General features: G+C 69.0%; 10 protein-coding genes. 6 read left to right on the top strand and 4 right to left on the bottom strand.

What is annotated here, in order from left to right:
* Positions 1-148: 148 nt before the first annotated feature.
* Positions 149-1,555, bottom strand: a complete 1,407-nt coding sequence (locus tag JOD52_RS16170) for a CCA tRNA nucleotidyltransferase (RefSeq protein WP_239552479.1) — start codon at positions 1,553-1,555, stop codon at positions 149-151.
* A gap of 191 nt (positions 1,556-1,746) precedes the next feature.
* Between JOD52_RS16170 and JOD52_RS16165 the strand changes: the two genes are divergently transcribed.
* From JOD52_RS16165 to JOD52_RS16140, 6 genes are all read left to right on the top strand, one after another.
* A complete protein-coding gene (locus tag JOD52_RS16165; protein ID WP_204411185.1) occupies positions 1,747-4,131 on the top strand; it encodes a DUF6049 family protein in 2,385 nt (794 codons plus the stop codon).
* An 89-nt stretch (positions 4,132-4,220) separates the two neighbouring features.
* Positions 4,221-5,855, top strand: coding sequence for a murein biosynthesis integral membrane protein MurJ (murJ, locus tag JOD52_RS16160; protein WP_239551943.1), 1,635 nt, complete (start codon positions 4,221-4,223; stop codon positions 5,853-5,855).
* A gap of 54 nt (positions 5,856-5,909) precedes the next feature.
* Positions 5,910-8,432: a hypothetical protein gene (locus JOD52_RS16155; protein ID WP_204411181.1), complete on the top strand. Its 2,523-nt coding sequence runs from the start codon at positions 5,910-5,912 to the stop codon at positions 8,430-8,432.
* Positions 8,429-9,022: a hypothetical protein gene (locus JOD52_RS16150; protein ID WP_239551942.1), complete on the top strand. Its 594-nt coding sequence runs from the start codon at positions 8,429-8,431 to the stop codon at positions 9,020-9,022. Before JOD52_RS16155 ends, JOD52_RS16150 begins: the two co-directional genes overlap by 4 nt.
* Before the next feature lie 49 nt (positions 9,023-9,071).
* A complete protein-coding gene (gene trxB / locus JOD52_RS16145) occupies positions 9,072-10,253 on the top strand; it encodes a thioredoxin-disulfide reductase (RefSeq protein ID WP_204411179.1) in 1,182 nt (393 codons plus the stop codon).
* A gap of 205 nt (positions 10,254-10,458) precedes the next feature.
* A complete protein-coding gene (locus tag JOD52_RS16140; RefSeq protein WP_204411177.1) occupies positions 10,459-10,752 on the top strand; it encodes a hypothetical protein in 294 nt (97 codons plus the stop codon).
* A gap of 1,603 nt (positions 10,753-12,355) precedes the next feature.
* On the opposite strand, the gene JOD52_RS17645 is transcribed toward JOD52_RS16140, so the two are convergent.
* Genes JOD52_RS17645 through istA form a run of 3 tightly spaced genes read right to left on the bottom strand, consistent with a single transcriptional unit; the run spans position 12,356 to position 14,788 of the window.
* Entirely contained in the window at positions 12,356-12,478 is a 123-nt protein-coding gene (locus tag JOD52_RS17645; protein WP_275579124.1) for a hypothetical protein, read from the bottom strand.
* 4 nt (positions 12,479-12,482) lie between these two features.
* Complete coding sequence (locus tag JOD52_RS16135) at positions 12,483-13,229, bottom strand: ATP-binding protein (RefSeq protein ID WP_338124028.1); 747 nt, start codon at positions 13,227-13,229, stop codon at positions 12,483-12,485.
* On the bottom strand, positions 13,226-14,788 hold the full coding sequence (istA, locus tag JOD52_RS16130) for an IS21 family transposase (protein WP_204408388.1): 1,563 nt from the start codon (positions 14,786-14,788) through the stop codon (positions 13,226-13,228). The genes JOD52_RS16135 and istA overlap by 4 nt, the downstream gene beginning before the upstream one ends.
* Positions 14,789-15,959 lie beyond the last annotated feature (1,171 nt).

Here is a 15,959-nt window from a genome sequence, read left to right as displayed (position 1 = left end):
CCCGGGGACCCGGGTGCGCGACCTCTCAGTATGGACACCCCTGCGCCCCGGGCGGAACGGCACGGGGGCGTCTCTCACACGGTGTGCACGTCTGCTGCGGCGTCCGTCACAGCGGGATCGCGGGGCCCGCGGGGCACCATGGGGGCACTCAGCGGGCCTCCCACCAGGCGCGCAACTCCTGCTCAGCGCGCTCGGGCCCCAGCGGCCCGTGCTCCATCCGCAGCTCCAGCAGGTGCTTGTACGCCTCACCCACCTCCCGGCCCGGGCCGATGCCCAGCAGCTCCATGATCCGGTTGCCGTCCAGGTCCGGGCGGATCTTCCCGATCTCCTCCTGCTCGGCGAGGTCGGCGATGCGCTGCTCGAGCTCGTCGTAGGCGCGGGCCAGATGGCGGGCCTTGCGACGGTTGCGGGTGGTGACGTCGGCCCGGGTGAGGCGGTGCAGGCGCTCCAGCAGGTCACCGGCGTCGGTGACGTAGCGCCGCACCGCCGAGTCGGTCCACGGGGCGTCCGCGTAGCCGTGGAACCGCAGGTGCAGCTCCACCAGGCGGGCCACCTTCTTGGTGGTGTCCTTGTCGAAGGTGAGCGCCTTCAGGCGCTTGGCGGCCATCTTCGCGCCCACCGTCTCGTGGAAGCGGAAAGTGACGGTGCCTCCCTCCTCGAAGCGGCGGGTGGCGGGCTTGCCGATGTCGTGCAGCAGCGCGGCCAGGCGCAGCACCAGGTCAGGGCTCTCGCAGGGCCCACCGGAGCCGGGCTCGCTCTCCAGGTCGATGGCCTGGTCCAGCACGGTGAGGGAGTGCTGGTACACGTCCTTGTGCCGGTGGTGCTCATCGAGCTCCAGCTGCATCGCCGGCAGCTCCGGCAGCACGTGGACGGCCAGTCCCAGGTCCACCATCAGCTCCAGGCCCCGCCGGGGGTGCTGACCGCAGATCAGGCGCACCAGCTCCTCCCGCACCCGCTCCGCGGAGACGATGGTGATGCGGTCGGCGAGCGCCTCGACGGCCGCGGCGGTGGCCGGGTGCAGGGCGAAGCCCAGCTGGGAGACGAAGCGCACCGCACGCATCATCCGCAGGGGGTCGTCGTCGAAGGACTGCTCAGGAGCCACGGGGGTGCGCAGCACACCGGCGGCGAGGTCGGCCAGACCGTCGAAGGGATCCACCAGGTCCAGCGAGGGGATCCGCACGGCCATCGCGTTGACGGTGAAGTCGCGGCGGGAGAGGTCACCGATCAGGGTGTCGCCGAAGGCCACCTGGGGCTTGCGGCTGGTGGGGTCGTAGGTCTCCGTGCGGTAGGTGGTGATCTCCACCTTCACGCCGTCTCGCACCCCGCCCAGGGTGCCGAACTGCCGGCCCATGTCCCAGATCGCGCCGTCGCGGGTCCACGTGCGAAGGATCGCCTCGGTGTCGTCCGGTCGGGCGGAGGTGGTGAAGTCCAGGTCGGCGCTGGAGCGGCCCAGCACCGCGTCCCGCACCGGCCCGCCCACCAGGGCCAGCTCGAAGCCCGCGGCCTCGAAACGGCGGCCCAGGTCATGGATCTCCTCGGGCAGGGCCCGGAACATGGTCGCAGCGCGGGTGCGCGCGATCTCCAGCCGCGCAGCCGTGTCGGGATGCGCCGGCGTGTCAGGGCCTGCGGGGCGAGCAGAGGGATCGGTCACGGGTGTCCTGTCCTGGGAGGGTCGCCGGAAAGCCGCCTCGGCGTCGTGCGCGAGGCTGCGGGACCTCTACGGTAGTCGGCGCATAGGGTGTCCCCATGCTGTCGTCCCCGCTGCCCGTGCGCCCTGCGCTCGTGGCGCTGTCGGCAGTGCTGCTGACGCTGCTGCTGGTGGCGGCACCCGCACTGGTGAACGGTCCCGCGACGGCGCTGGCCATGGGCTCGGGCACGGTGTCGGCCCGCCCCGCCGCACCGGCGGCACCCCCGCAGCCCGCACCGGATGCGCCGGTGGCGCTGGACCTGGAGTCCCTCACCCCCACCTCCCTCGGTGCGGACGGCACCGTGGCGGCGGAGGTGACCGTGACCAACACCTCCTCGGAGCACATCGCCTCCCCGCAGCTCGCACTGCGCACCCGCATCTCCCGCGTCACCGAACGGCAGGCTGTTGCCGCGTGGCAGGCCCGCACCGAGGTCGATGCGACCGGTGACCCGGTGGCCACCTCCGCCGCGAGCACCGACCTGGCCCCGGGGGAGTCCGTCACCCTGGCCGTCAGTGCGAGCGCCGACCAGCTGGGCTACGTGGACGCCCCGTACTACTGGGGGACGCGCCGGATCTCCCTCACCGTCGTCTCCGGGCAGGAGCAGCTGGCCTCGCTGTACACCTTCGTGGTGTGGCGCCCCTCGGGGGCGACCGACACGATCCGCCAGTCGGTGGTGCTTCCGGTGGCGACCCTGGACCCCTCCGCGCCCATCACCGCGCCCGATGCCTTCGCCGAGGCAGTGGAGTCCGGCAGGATCGCGGACCTGGTGGACCTCGCCGTGCGCACGGACGTGGACTGGTGGCTGGACCCGGCGCTGCTGGACCCGCCCCGCATCCCGGTCGGCTCCACCGCTGAGGACGGCGCACCGGCCACCGAGCCCCCGGCCGAGGGCGGCGATGCCACTGCTGCGCCGACGGTCCCCGAGTACGAGCCGCACCCGGTCGCCGCACCGCTCGCCTCCACGCTCGCCGAGCAGGTGGGGGACCGCACCGTGTTGGCGATGCCCTACGCGCACGCCGACCGGGTGGCCCTGCAGGCCGCCGGGACGACCACCCTCTCCACCGCCGTCACCGAGGCGGGGCAGCGGGCCTGGGGGGACGCCGGCATCACGCCGGCCGGCAACGCCCTGTCCGTCCCCGCGCAGCAGGCCGACGCCCAGACCCTCCAGGACGCAGCGGATGCCGGCGCGACCACGCTGATGGTCCCCTCCTCCGCCCTGCGGGGATCGGCGCCGGGGACGGTCACCCCCAGCTCGGTGGGCTCCCTGGCGACCGACGCCGGCCCGATCCCGGTGCTGGCCCCGGATCCGGAGCTGTCGGCCGAGTTCTCCCTGCTCACCGGCAGCACCGACACCGAGCGGACCCGGCAGAGGATGCTGGCCGAGACCGCCACGATCGCCTCGGAGTACACCACCGCGCCGCGCCATGTGCTGATCGCCCCGGACCCGGGGGCCGCCCTGGACGCCCAGGCCACCGGCTCGGTGCTGGACGCCTTCGCCGACGCCCCCTGGATCACCGCGGGCCGCACCGGGGACCTGATGGGCGCGACGGGCAGCGGGGACTGGACCACGGACCCGCAGGACGAGACCGGGGCGCTGCTGACCCTCGGGGAGATCGACCCCGAGGCCGTCACCCCCACCGCCCCCGACGAGATCGGGCTGTACCAGCCTCTCGCCGAGGCGGAGCCCACGCCCCTGACCAGCCCGGCCGTGCTGGAGGACCTCGCCGGTTCCTGGGAGCAGCTGGACCGGCTGGGGGCCGCGATGGACGACGACGCCGCCCTGGACGCCCCCCGGTTGATGGCCCTGTCCGGGGCCTCCCTGCGGTGGCGGGGCATGGCGGGGGTGCCCGCCGAGCGCGCTCGGGAGACCGGCAACGAGGTGGGTCTGCTGATGGACCGCATCCACGTGGTGCCCGCCTCGGGCTACAACCTGATCTCCGACTCGGCAGGTGTGCCGATCACCCTCACCAATGAGCTGGACACACCGATCACGGTGCGCACCGCGCTCAGCTCGGACCGGCCACTGGTGCGGATCGACCAGGACCAGCCCGAGGTGACGGTGCCGGCCCGCGGCGAAACGGAGATCGCCGTTCCCGTGGATGCGATCGCCAACGGCACCGTGCAGCTCACGGTGGGGCTGACCACCCCGGACGGCCGGCCGCTGACCGAGCCGATCGAGGTGCCGCTGACGGTGAACCCGGCCTGGGAGAACTGGACCACCCTGCTGCTGGTGATCGGCATGGGCCTGCTGGTGGTGGTGGGCGTGATCCGTGCCCGCCGCACCGGCGCCAGCACCCGCGCTCCCGCGGTGCAGGGCCCGGAGGACCCGGTCGAGCTCTCCCGCACCGGACTGTCCCGCCCGGCCCCTCCCGATCCTGGCCCCCACGAGCCCGCCCAGCAGAACCGCCGGACCCAGACCGACCCGCAGGAGGAGCGCGCATGACCCGCGAGCTGAGGGCAGTGCACGTGCCGCGGCACCGCCGGGCAGGGGTGCCGTCCAGCCGCTCCACCCTGATGAGGGCAAGCGTGCTGATGGCATCGGGATCGATCGTCTCCCGCCTGCTCGGATTCGTGCGCAACTACCTGTTCGGGGCGATCCTGGCCGGCTCCATGAGCGCCGCGGCCAACGCCTTCAGCGCCGCCAACACCCTGCCCAACACCATCTGGATCCTGGTGGGCGGCGGCACCCTGAACGCGATCCTGGTGCCGGCGATCGTGCGGGCCGTGAAACGGCCGGACCGCGGCAGCGACTACATCTCCCGCCTGATGACCCTGGTGGCCGCGTTCGCCCTGGGCGTCACGGTGGTGTGCATGGTGGCGGTGCCCGTGCTGCTGGTGCTCACCAGCGGCGTGCTGCCCCCGGTCACCTACGCCCTGGCCATCCAGCTGGGCCTGTGGATGATGCCGCAGATCTTCTTCTCGGCACTGTACGTGATGTGCGGTCAGCTCCTGAACGCCCACGACTCCTTCGGCCCCTACCAGTGGGCACCGGTGCTCAACAACCTGGTGGGCATCCTCGGTGCCGCGATCTTCCTGGGGATCTGGGGCACCGTGGGCGAGCCGGAGCAGTGGACCATGACCATGGTGGCCGCGATGGCGGCGATCAACGTGGGCGGCTCCGCCGCGCAGGTGCTGTTCCTGTTCTGGTTCGTCAAGAAGCTCGACCTGCGGCTGCGGCCTCGCTGGGGGTTCCGCGGACTGGGCCTGGGCAAGCTGAGCCGGATCGGCCTGTGGACGCTGGCGATGCTGGGCCTGGGTCAGGTGGGGATCTGGGCCTCGCGCTGGGCCACCGGTGGGGCGGTGCGCGCCGCGGAGCTGCTGAAGGACCAGCCGGAGGCCGCTGCCCGCTACCCGGCGCTGCTGACCATGGAGTGGGCGTACATGGCGTTCATGATCCCTCAGGGGATCATCGCGGTCACGCTGGTCACAGCCACCTTCCCGGCCATCTCGCGGAATGCGGCCGAGGGCGAGCACCGTGCCGCCCTGGAGCGCTACGGGGAGACCAACCGCCTGCTGGCGGTGCCGATGGTGCTGTGCACGGCAGTGTTCGTGGCCCTGGCCGGGCCGATCATGTGGGTGATCGGCGGTGGCACCGGGGAGGTGGGTGCACGGGCCAACGGCACCGTGCTGGTGGCGTACATGCTGGGTCTGGTGCCGTTCGCCTCCCTGTACCTGATGAAGCGGGTCTTCTACGCCTACGAGGACGCCCGCACTCCGTTCCTGATGCAGATCCCGATCGCGGTGGTGACCCTGGCCTCGGTGCCACTGATCCTCACCGTGGTGGATCCGCGGTACGCGGCGATGGCGGCGGCCGGTGCCACCAGCCTCGGGAACCTCGTGGCCTGGCTGACCGGGTACAGGATGCTGCGCAAGCAGGCAGGCGCGCTGCAGGTGGAGACCCCGTCCCTGAGCAAGGGTGCCGTGGTGCTGGCCAAACTGGTGGCTGCCGGGGTGCTGGCCTGGGCCGTGGGCACCGGGCTGGTGATGCTGGTCGAGGAGGCGATCTGGTCCCATCGCCTCATGGCGGTGCTGCTGGGCGGCGTGATCGGCGTGGTGATGACGGCAGTGTTCGTGGGTGCCGGATGGCTGCTGCGAGTGGACGAGGTGCGCTGGGTGGTGGGCATCGTGCAGCGCCGTGTGCTCCGCCGGTCCAGGGTCACCTCGTAGCATGGGGGACGCTTCGGGCACCATGGGCCCGCGGCACGAGCAGAAGGGCGGTCGGTGAACACGATCCCGCATCAGGACGCACTGCGTTCGAGGTGGACCCTGGAGGGGAGGATCCCCCTGTCCGGCGTCGCCGAGGACGCCATGTGGCAGCGCGCCCGTTCAGTGAGCACCGGCGAGCCGGTGGCACTGTTCATCGTGCACGGTGCCGCCGCGCTCGAGACCGCCGATGCCGCCCGCCGCGCCTACCCGGTGGAGGATCCGCGCCTGATCCCGGTGCGTGACGTGGTGGTCCTGGACGACCCGCGCGATGCCGACGTCGACCCCGGGCAGGGCCCGGAACCGCTCACCGTCGTCGAGTACCCCTTGCCGTCCGCGCCCCCGCTGGCCGCTCTGCTGCGTGGCCGCAGCCTGCACGCGGAGACGGCCCGTTCGATCATCGGCGAGGCGGCCAAGGGCGTGGAGACGGCCCGTCGCCGCGGGGTCCGCCACCAGTTCCTGGACTCCAACCGCGTGTTCGTGGACACCGCCTCCGGGCAGGTCACCGTCCTGGGCATGGGAGTGGAGGCCGCCTCGCACCCGGGCCTGGAGCGGTCCGGTCCGATCGCGTCCTTCCAGGACACCTCCGCCCTGGTGGCGCTGCTGTACCGGGCACTGGCCGGGCGCAGTCCGCAGCAGGGCACCGACGGCCACGTGCCCCGTCCTTCAGAGGTCACGCAGCGGCCGATCCCGACGGATCTGGACGTGCTGTGCGACCTGGTGCTGAACGAATCGGCCGATGTGATCCCGGAGACCAGCCGTGAGCTGATCGCGGAACTCGAACCGTGGCAGTCGATCCCGGTGACGCTCGAGGCCTACGAGCGAGACACCCCGGAGCAGGCACCCACCGCTGCCGCCGCCTCCGATCCTGTCGCTGACTCTGGTGCTGCCGCTGACGCTGCCGTTGCCTCTGATACGACCGCTGACTCGGGCGCCGAATCCGCGGATACTGTTGATGAGCCGCGCACCGAGGCCGAGCCATCCGCCTCCTCGCCCGGGTCCCCGTCTCGGCCCAACGATGCCGGGCCCCTCGTCCCCCCGACGTCCGGTATGGCCGGTGCCGCCGGAGCAGCAGGAGCCGTCGCGGCTGCAGGCGCCGCCGGAGCTGCAGCGATCGCGTCCGCGTCGGCGGAGCGCACCGACGCCGCATCGCACCGCGAGGCCGGGTCGCCGGCATCGCCGTCCTCCGATCACGAGCTGGCCCCGGGACCACAGCCCGAGGGCACGCACCCCGTGCCAGGATCGAGCGGGGAGCAGTCCGCGCAGCCGTCTCCCGCAATGAAGGATCATCACGCCGAGGACGCCCAGGCCCTGATCCAGCAGCTGCACCTGGACCAGAAGCGCAACGACGCAGCCTTCCCCGGACACCTGGAGATCACGCTGCCTCCCACACCGGCGCCCGAACAGGACCCGACAGCATCGGGTGAGGAATCCGGAGCCACTGCCGGCAACGCCGACGGCGAAGGAACCGCTGGTCCCGCAGGTGCGCCGGGCACAGGAGCAGTCGCGGCAGCCGCCGCTGGTGACCTCCCTTCGCGTCGTGCCGGCACCGACTGGCCCCTGGCCCCCCGCGATGAGCACGCACCCGCGCACCCGCCGGTCCAGGACTGGTCCGACACCGGTCGCACCCCGGAGTCCGCGAGCACCTCGGCCGAGGCTGCTGCCGGCTCCGACGCCGAAGCGACGGCACGGATGGGGTCGGTGCAGGACCCCGAGCCGACCGGTCCCATCGTGGTGCGCGGGCGGGAGCGCTCCGCCCTCGAGGGGAACGACCTGGACGCCACTGTCCCGATGGGCCGCTCGGCGCTGCTGCGGGACGTGGTCAGCGTGGCGGTGGACAAGGACGATCCTGATGCCTTCGCGATGGAGCCACTGCCCCCGGAGCAGCGCTCCCGGGTATCGCAGTGGATCCTTCTGGGTGGGGTGCTCGCGGTCATCCTCGCGATGGTCCTGGCAGTCTCCACCATCACCTCCGGTTTTCGCGACCGGGTCGCGAATCCTCTGAACACGAAACCTCCGCAGACCTCGGCCGCGCCGCCCAGTGATGGCGGGGGCGAGGAGCCTGCACCGGAGGAGCCCACCGAGGAAGCGCCGGCCGCCACGCCCGCGGAGCTCGCAGGCGTGGAGGTGTTCACCTTAGGATCCGACAAGCCACCGGACAACGCCGACCAGACCGAGCGTATGACCGACGGGGACCCGGGGACCTTCTGGTCCACGCAGATCTACCACGGCGCTAACTATGCGGGCACGAAGGACGGCGTGGGGGTGTACCTCGACCTCGGGGAGACCTCCACCCTCACCGCGGTCGTGCTCACCACCGCCCGCAACAGCGGCGGTGCGATCGAGTTGCGCGCCGTCGCGGAGGACGGGTCGATGGGCGACGTGCTGGCCACCGGTGAGTTCGCCGGCGACGGCGAGGTGCGCCTGGCGCCGGAGGAACCGGTCGAGGCCCAGCGGGTGGCACTGTGGTTCCCCGAGCTCCCCGCCGACAGCGAGCGGGACGGCTTTCGCGGGCGGATCGCCGAGGTCTGGGTCGAATGACACGCCGCTCCTCGCGCAGGTCGTCGGCAGCTCCGCGACGATCGTCCCGCAGCTCGGCCACCGGCCGGGTCGGGATGGTGGAGCGCTTCCGCAGCGTCGTGGGGATCCCCCTGCACCTCGCCCTGATCGCGCTGCTGGTGACCGTCCTGCTGGGCCTGCAGCTGGCCTATGCGCTCGACACCGGCACCTCCAGCCGCGTGCGCACCGGTTCCACCTCGATCGATGGCCCCGCCGGCCCCGGGAAGAACCAGGCCGGCCGCCCCGTTGTCACCGAGAGCACCCTCGGACCCGAGGTGCAACGACTGATCGACAGCGGAACCATCCTGCAGATGGTCAGCTTCGATGCCACACGGTGCCTGCGGGAGCAGGGGATCCCTGATTCCGTGCTGATCATGGAGGAGGTCGCATGGGGCATCGAGGAGACACCTGGCTGGCTGCTGGTGCACGGCCCCATGGACCGCGAGACCCTGCGCTCGGCGGGAGGCACCGTCTCGGCCACCGTGGTGCTGCCCCAGTGCGGCGCCTCCGAGCAGGGCGAACCCACCGACAATCTGCTGTGGACCGGCCAGGTCATGGTCGGCAGCGTATGAGGCCGGCCCATCCGGCCCACCCCCGAACTCCCATGGAAGGATCCACCACATGACCCAGCCCATCCAGGCCCTGAACATCCTCGGCACCTCCTCGCCGAAGGCCACTGACAACACCACTGCCGCCGATCCGGCCGCGGCCCCGACCGCCGACGCCGATGCTCCGGTGCACGACGTCGTGATCGTGGGTTCCGGGCCGGCCGGCTACACGGCCGCTGTGTACGCAGCCCGCGCGGAGATGAAGCCCGTGGTGATCGCGGGCGCCCTGGATGCCGGTGGTGCCCTGATGACCACCACCGACGTGGAGAACTTCCCCGGGTTCCCCGAGGGGATCCAGGGCCCGGAGCTGATGGCGCAGATGCAGGAGCAGGCCGAGCGCTTCGGCGCCGAGGTGCTGTTCGAGGATGCGGTGGACCTGCAGCTCGAGGGCGAGATCAAGACGGTCACCCTGGATGACGGCACCGTGTACCGCGCGAAGGCTCTGATCCTCGCGACCGGTTCCGCATATCGGGAGCTGGGTGTGGAGGGCGAGAAGCGGCTCTCCGGCAAGGGCGTCAGCTGGTGCGCCACCTGCGACGGTTTCTTCTTCAAGGACAAGGAGATCGTGGTGGTGGGCGGTGGCGACAGTGCCGTCGAGGAAGCAACGTTCCTGACGCGCTACGCGAAGAACGTCACCATGGTGCATCGGCGCGACGAGCTACGCGCCTCCAAGATCATGGCTCGCCGGGCGGAGGCCGATCCCAAGCTGCGCTTCTCCTGGAACAGCCAGGTCGTCAGCATCAACGGCGAGGACAAGGTGGAGTCGGTGACCCTGCGCGACGTGGAGACCGGCGAGGAGCGCACCCTTCCTGCCGGCGCCGTGTTCGAGGCCATCGGGCACGTGCCGCGCACGGAGCTGCTGCGCGGCAAGCTCGAGCTCGACGCCCAGGGTTACATCGTGTGCAAGGACCGCTCCACCTACACCTCGGTGCCGGGCGTGTTCGCCGCGGGCGACGTGGTGGACCACACCTACCGCCAGGCCATCACCGCGGCCGGGTCGGGCTGCCAGGCTGCTCTGGACGCGGAGCGCTGGCTGGCCGACCAGGCTGCTCTCGCCTTCGCCGGGGAGAAGAACCCTCACGAGGCCGCGGCCGAGGAAGTCCCCACGGAGCCGTCCGTGCCCACCGAGCAGCTGGAGGCCACCACCCCCGGTGGCCCTTCGGACGCGTCGACCACGCTGCCTGAGGCCCGCTGACGGTGCCCCGTCGAGGGTGCCCGTCTCGCCGGTTCCGGTGAACGGGGACGGTGCTCCCCGCGGGGAGGGGCAGGCGCAGGTTCGAACGCTCGCCTGCAATCGTCCGGCTATCGTGCTCGTGTGGGCCGACTGGTGCGCGCCGTGTCGGCCTGCTCCCACCGTGCTGCGGGAGCTTGCCCGACGGTGGGGTGCGGACGCGCATGCCGTGCTGATCGAGGACCCGACGGATGAGCAGCTGGACCTGCTCGGCATCACTGCGCTGCCCGCGTGGATCCGTCTGAGATCAGGGCTTCACGACGCTGATCATCAGTTCGACCGTCCTGGTGGTGTTCCGGAGACGCCGACCGAGCCCGGGGTCGGTACTGTCGCTGGACTCCAGGGCCGTCGCCCGGACGGCGCAATGGTGCAGCTGCCCGGAGAATGGACCGTGGAGGAGCGTTTCGAAGGGGCGCTGCCCAAGCACGAGGTGCACCAGCGATTCGGGCCCTCCTCGACGTGACCGTCCCTGGCACGACCAACCCTTCGGCGGGACCTCATAGCCTTGGCAGCTGAGTGCCGACTTCCTCCACACCTTCTGTCAAATCATGGGATACGCATGTCTCTGACGTGCAGGAAGCGATTGTGCACAGTGTTGTCCACAGCGTTATCCACACCTCGCGAGGCGGTTGTACACATGGTTGTCCACACTTGAATGTGGATAACAGTCTAGACGGTACAGAATGTCCACTCTCCTCGAATACGTCTCTGACCTGGGCATTTACCCTCTCGGCCGGGGAGGGAAGTCGAAGGTCCCCGATCCTGGACAGATCGGAGGTCCCCGAGAGGTGCAGTGACGCCACTGCCTTGTCCACACAGTTACGCACACTGTGCAGAGTCACGGTTCCGGTCCACGTGATCGTCTTGACCATGCAGCGCTGGCGTGGACACTTTCGTGCCGGTCACCCCGCGAGTACCTAACCTCTCCTAGCGCGACCGAGAGCCGATTCATCGTTTCACCGCTGTTTCGCGTGGAACCATCGAGCTGCACCCTCCGCCTCCATGCGCCTTGCAGGGGGCGCCGCTGGGTCATGCGGGGTCCATGAGGTGAACGGCATCTAAACATGTACTGCTCACGTACGGCGCCGGCACCCGCGCCTCCCGAAGGTTCTCCCTGGTGCGCCCTATAGTGCGCGACTGATCACGTGACGTTTCACGTCGAACCTGCCGGGCAGGCCGTATGCGGGCCTAGTGAGTAGTTGGCGCTGCGTCGAGTAGTCAGACGCTCCAGGTTGTGATGCCGTGTTTCACGGGAAACGGGTAGAAGTCCGCGGCCGAGGGCGTGGGCAGGGCGGGCTTCTACTTTTGATCCGCGGAGTGCTTCACGTGAAACACGCCCCTGTTCAACAGTGGCCGATCACCGATCGTGCGCTCCGCTTCGCAGGGGACAGGTACGCGGAGACCCCCTGTACGGAACTGCGATCCCCTCCAGGACGCCATGGTGGCCGGCGGTCTGTACCCACGTATTGAAGGCCATCACCAGCGCCGTACCTTAAGAGTGGTCCTCTACCTGTTTCACGTGCAACGTAGGGGAATCATCGCCGCGACACAGCACCAAGGTCCCTCGGACGCGAGAGTGCACGTTTCACGTGAAGCATCCAGCCTCCCACCCACCCATCTAACAATCTGGGTCTACGATCCTGCGCGGCGGGTCCAGGTGCTCAGGGTCAGTCAGTCGACAACTGCAGTCATCCCCGAGTTCGGGTATCGCATCACGGGTGATTAGGAAGCATCGAACGTTTCACGTGAACCCGATGTGGGCCATAATTGCCGTGCGCACCACGGGCTTCATCCTGTGGCCGGCTGCCCACACCACACCACACTTTGCCCTCCAGCGACTGCTCGGCCCTGAACTCACTTAACGCCGCACGTCAGGGCGGAGGAGTTCGCGTGCAGCGCGCTCACCACCGACTGTGTGAACACACCGGCCCGCGCATCCCCATGGCTACAAAAACCAACAGGCCCGCTGTCGTCTCCGAAATGATTCACGTGAAACAGTGATCCCTCGCAACTGCTCAGAGAGTATTCGTGGACCCTCGGGGTGGACTCCACCGCTCACCCCTGCACTAGAGCTCAACGATGAGTATTCGTAGTCGTGGGAGCCACCGAATCTTGCTCTTGGGGACCGCCGATCGTGCCGACGGGGGCCAGTAGCCGCCGCGGTGGGGACCACTGGCTCCCGCCGGCATCGGGTCACTGGGGCAGTGCGGTGTGTTCTCGCATGTTCCTGTCGCCGGTGTCGATCCAGATTGTGTTGTGCACGATGCGGTCCATGATCGCATCGGCGTGGACTGCTCCACCGAGCCGGGCGTGCCAGTCCTTCTTCGGGTACTGGGTGCAGAACACGGTCGAGCCGGTGTCATAGCGGCGCTCGAGCAGTTCCAGCAGCATCGAACGCATTCCCTCGTCAGGATGGTCCAGCAGCCACTCGTCGATCACCAGCAGCGAGAACGTGGAGTACTTCCGCAGGAACTTCGTCTGGCCCTGCGGCTTGTCCTTTGCCAGGGCCCAGGCCTCTTCGAGGTCGGGCATTCGGATGTAGTGGGCTCGGAGCCGGTGCTGGCAGGCCTGCTTCGCCAGCGCGCAGCCGAGGTAGGACTTCCCTGAGCCGGTGAAGCCCTGGAAGACCACGTTCTGTTGCCGCTGGATGAAGGAGCAGGTTGCCAGTTGCGCGATCACGTTCCGGTTCAGTCCCCGTTCCTCGACCAGATCCAGCCGCCGCAGGTCCGCTCCGGGATAACGCAGCCCCGCCCGGCGGATCAGACCCTCGACCTTTCCATGATTGAAGATGGAATGCGCCTCGTCCACGATCAGCTGGAGCCGTTCCTGGAACGACATCCCCAGCACGTGAGCCTCATCCTGGGCATCGATCGCGTCCAGCAGCGCGGTCGCGCCCATCTCGCGCAGCTTCCGCTTCGTGTCGTTATCGATCACGCTCACCGGACACCTCCGGCGTAGTAGTCGGCGCCACGGACGTATCCGCCGTCTTCCGCGGGTTCCTCGCGGGGTGGACGCAGGGCGGCGACCTTGTCCTGCCCGGTGGCCAAGATCGGGTGCAGATGCGCATAGCGCGGTGAACGGACCCGTCCCGTCAGCGCGAGTGCGCAGGCCGCCTCGACCCGATCTACGGAGAAGCGGCGAGAGAGCCGTAGCACCGCCAACGCGGGATCCAGGCCCTGTTCCACGATCGGCACGGACTCGAAGATCCGCTGGATCACGATCACCGTGGCCGGCCCGACCCGATCTGCCCACGCCCGCACCCTCTGCGCGTCCCAGGCCTGGAAACGCTCGCCCGCAGGTAGGTCCGCGTCGTTGGTGCGGTACTCATTGCTCGCGGTCTCCGGGAGCAGCAGGTGACTGGTCAGTCGCTGGCTGCCCTGATAGATCTCCAGCGTCCGGGCCGTGATGCGCAGATCGACCTTCGCGCCGATGTGCGCGAACGGCGCGGAGTAGAAGTTCCGCGCGAACGTGACGTGCCCGTTCCTGCCCACTCGTCGTCCGTAGTGCCATGTCGAGATCTCGTAGGGCACCGCCGGCAGCGGCGTCAGCAGCGGCCGCTCCTCCGCGTCGAACACGCTGGCGCGGGATCCGGGCCGCTTCTGGAACGGCTCCGCGTTATAGGCCTCCATCCGCTGCCCGATGGCGGCTGCAAGTTCGGGCAGGGACGTGAATCGCTGATCCCGCAGCCCGGCGATGACCCAGGTCGCGACGTGCGCGACGGTGTTCTCCACGCTCGCCTTGTCTTTCGGTTTCCGCACCCTCCCCGGGAGCACCGCCGCCGAGTAATGCGCTGCCATCTCGCGATACGCATCGTTCAGGACGATCTCGCCCTCGCGGGGGTGCTTCACCACACCGGTCTTGAGGTTGTCCGGAACGATCCTCGGGACCGTCCCGCCCAGCGCCTCGAACATCGCTACGTGCGCTCGCAGCCAGGACTCCTGGCGCATATCCAGCGCCGGGAAGCAGAACGCGTAACGAGAAAAAGGCAGGCAGGCAACGAACAAGAACACCTTCGAGACCTCGCCGGTGACCGGATCGGCCAGCTCCATCGTGGGGCCGGACCAGTCGACCTCCACGCTCTGGCCGGCCTTGTGACCGACTCTCGAAGCGGCACCGGTGACCATGACGTGGTGCTGGTAGGTGCGGCAAAACCGGTCATACCCCATCGCCGGATCCCCAGCCGCCGTGGTCGCGTCGAAGTACTCGCCGTGCAACAGCTTCAGCGTCACGCCGACCCTGGCCATCTCTCGATGGACCTGTTCCCAGTCCGGCTGTGCGAACACGCTCTCGTGCTCGCCCCGGCCCGGGAACAACCGGGCATACACCTGCTCATCGGCGACGTCCGCGATATCGCCCCACCCGATCCCTGCAGCGTCAGCGGCCTCGAACACCGCCCTCACGGACTTGCGGGACATGCCCTGCGAGGACGAAATCGCTCGCCCCGACAGACCTTCTGCGCGCAGCTGGAGCACCAGCTTCGCCCTGATCTTCCGTACCATTCCAGATTGCTCCTTCCGCCGCGTGCCCTATACACACGGCGGAAGGAGCGTAGACAGAGCGGCCCCAACGACACCACTGGTGGTCCCGAACGACGCCACCGCTACGGCAGCGACGTGGCACCCGAACCCTCGATCAGCGGACCCCAGCGAGGCGAATATTCAACGACCCGCAGCTCCGAGATCGTAGGAATCCACTGGTACGCCAGCAGCCCTCACTCAAGGGGATGGATGACCTAAGGGATGATCGTTTCACGGGAAACATGTGCCCTACCCGATCTCTCACGGGGAGGGGTCCAGTCCTGACTGTCGGCACCCCTCCAGGATCGTAACCAGCTTGGTTTCACGTAAATCTCTACGGGCAAAACTTGGTTGGGCACTCTGGAATGAGTGCAGCAAAGGCCGGCATCATTCCGACATGTTGCCGCCTGAACGACGTTGCACGTGAAACGCGAGTTCTCTCTGGGAACCGGGTGCTCCATCGGCAGCTCGACGTCCGGGCCTCGTCTACGGCTGAGAACGCCAGGGCAATTGCTCCGGATCAGACATCACCGCTGCCAGTCAGAGCCTCGTAGCCCACCTTTGGGTTGATGTGTTCCGCCGGTTTCACGGGAAACAACTCGGTACAGGGCGGCGCTGGCTCACGTGCCGACTGGTCGTAACGGGGGACTTTATCACTGGGCTTCACGTGAAACATGAACCCCGGCGGGAACGATCCCACATGAAACGTGAGAACCCCGCTGCGAAAGTTCCATGTGAAACGCGCGTACTGACGACCCCACCCTTCAGACCAACCCCAGCGTCCCTACCCGATCACGGTGCGGCCTGGTCAGGTGGGGCGGTGACTCAGTTTCCACCTCTGAACAGCAGATCCTTCACTCATCCACACACTTGTGCACATTCGTGGATCACGCTCCGGAAGCCATGCTGCCGTTCGATGGGAAACACCAGGGGACTCAATCAGCGGACGGGGATCAGAGCATAGGCGAGGCAGGCTCGTACTACTATGCCGAGTCCCGCTCTCCATGGGTGAATATTCGCCTCGCTGGGGTCCGCTGATCGAGGGTTCGGGTGCCACGTCGCTGCCGTAGCGGTGGCGTCGTTCGGGACCACCAGTGGTGTCGTTGGGGCCGCTCTGTCTACGCTCCTTCCGCCGTGTGTATAGGGCACGCGG

The sequence above is a fragment of the Brachybacterium muris genome (assembly GCF_016907455.1).
Taxonomy (GTDB): Bacteria; Actinomycetota; Actinomycetes; order Actinomycetales; family Dermabacteraceae; genus Brachybacterium; species Brachybacterium muris.
This window is presented reverse-complemented; position numbering and strand designations above follow the sequence as displayed.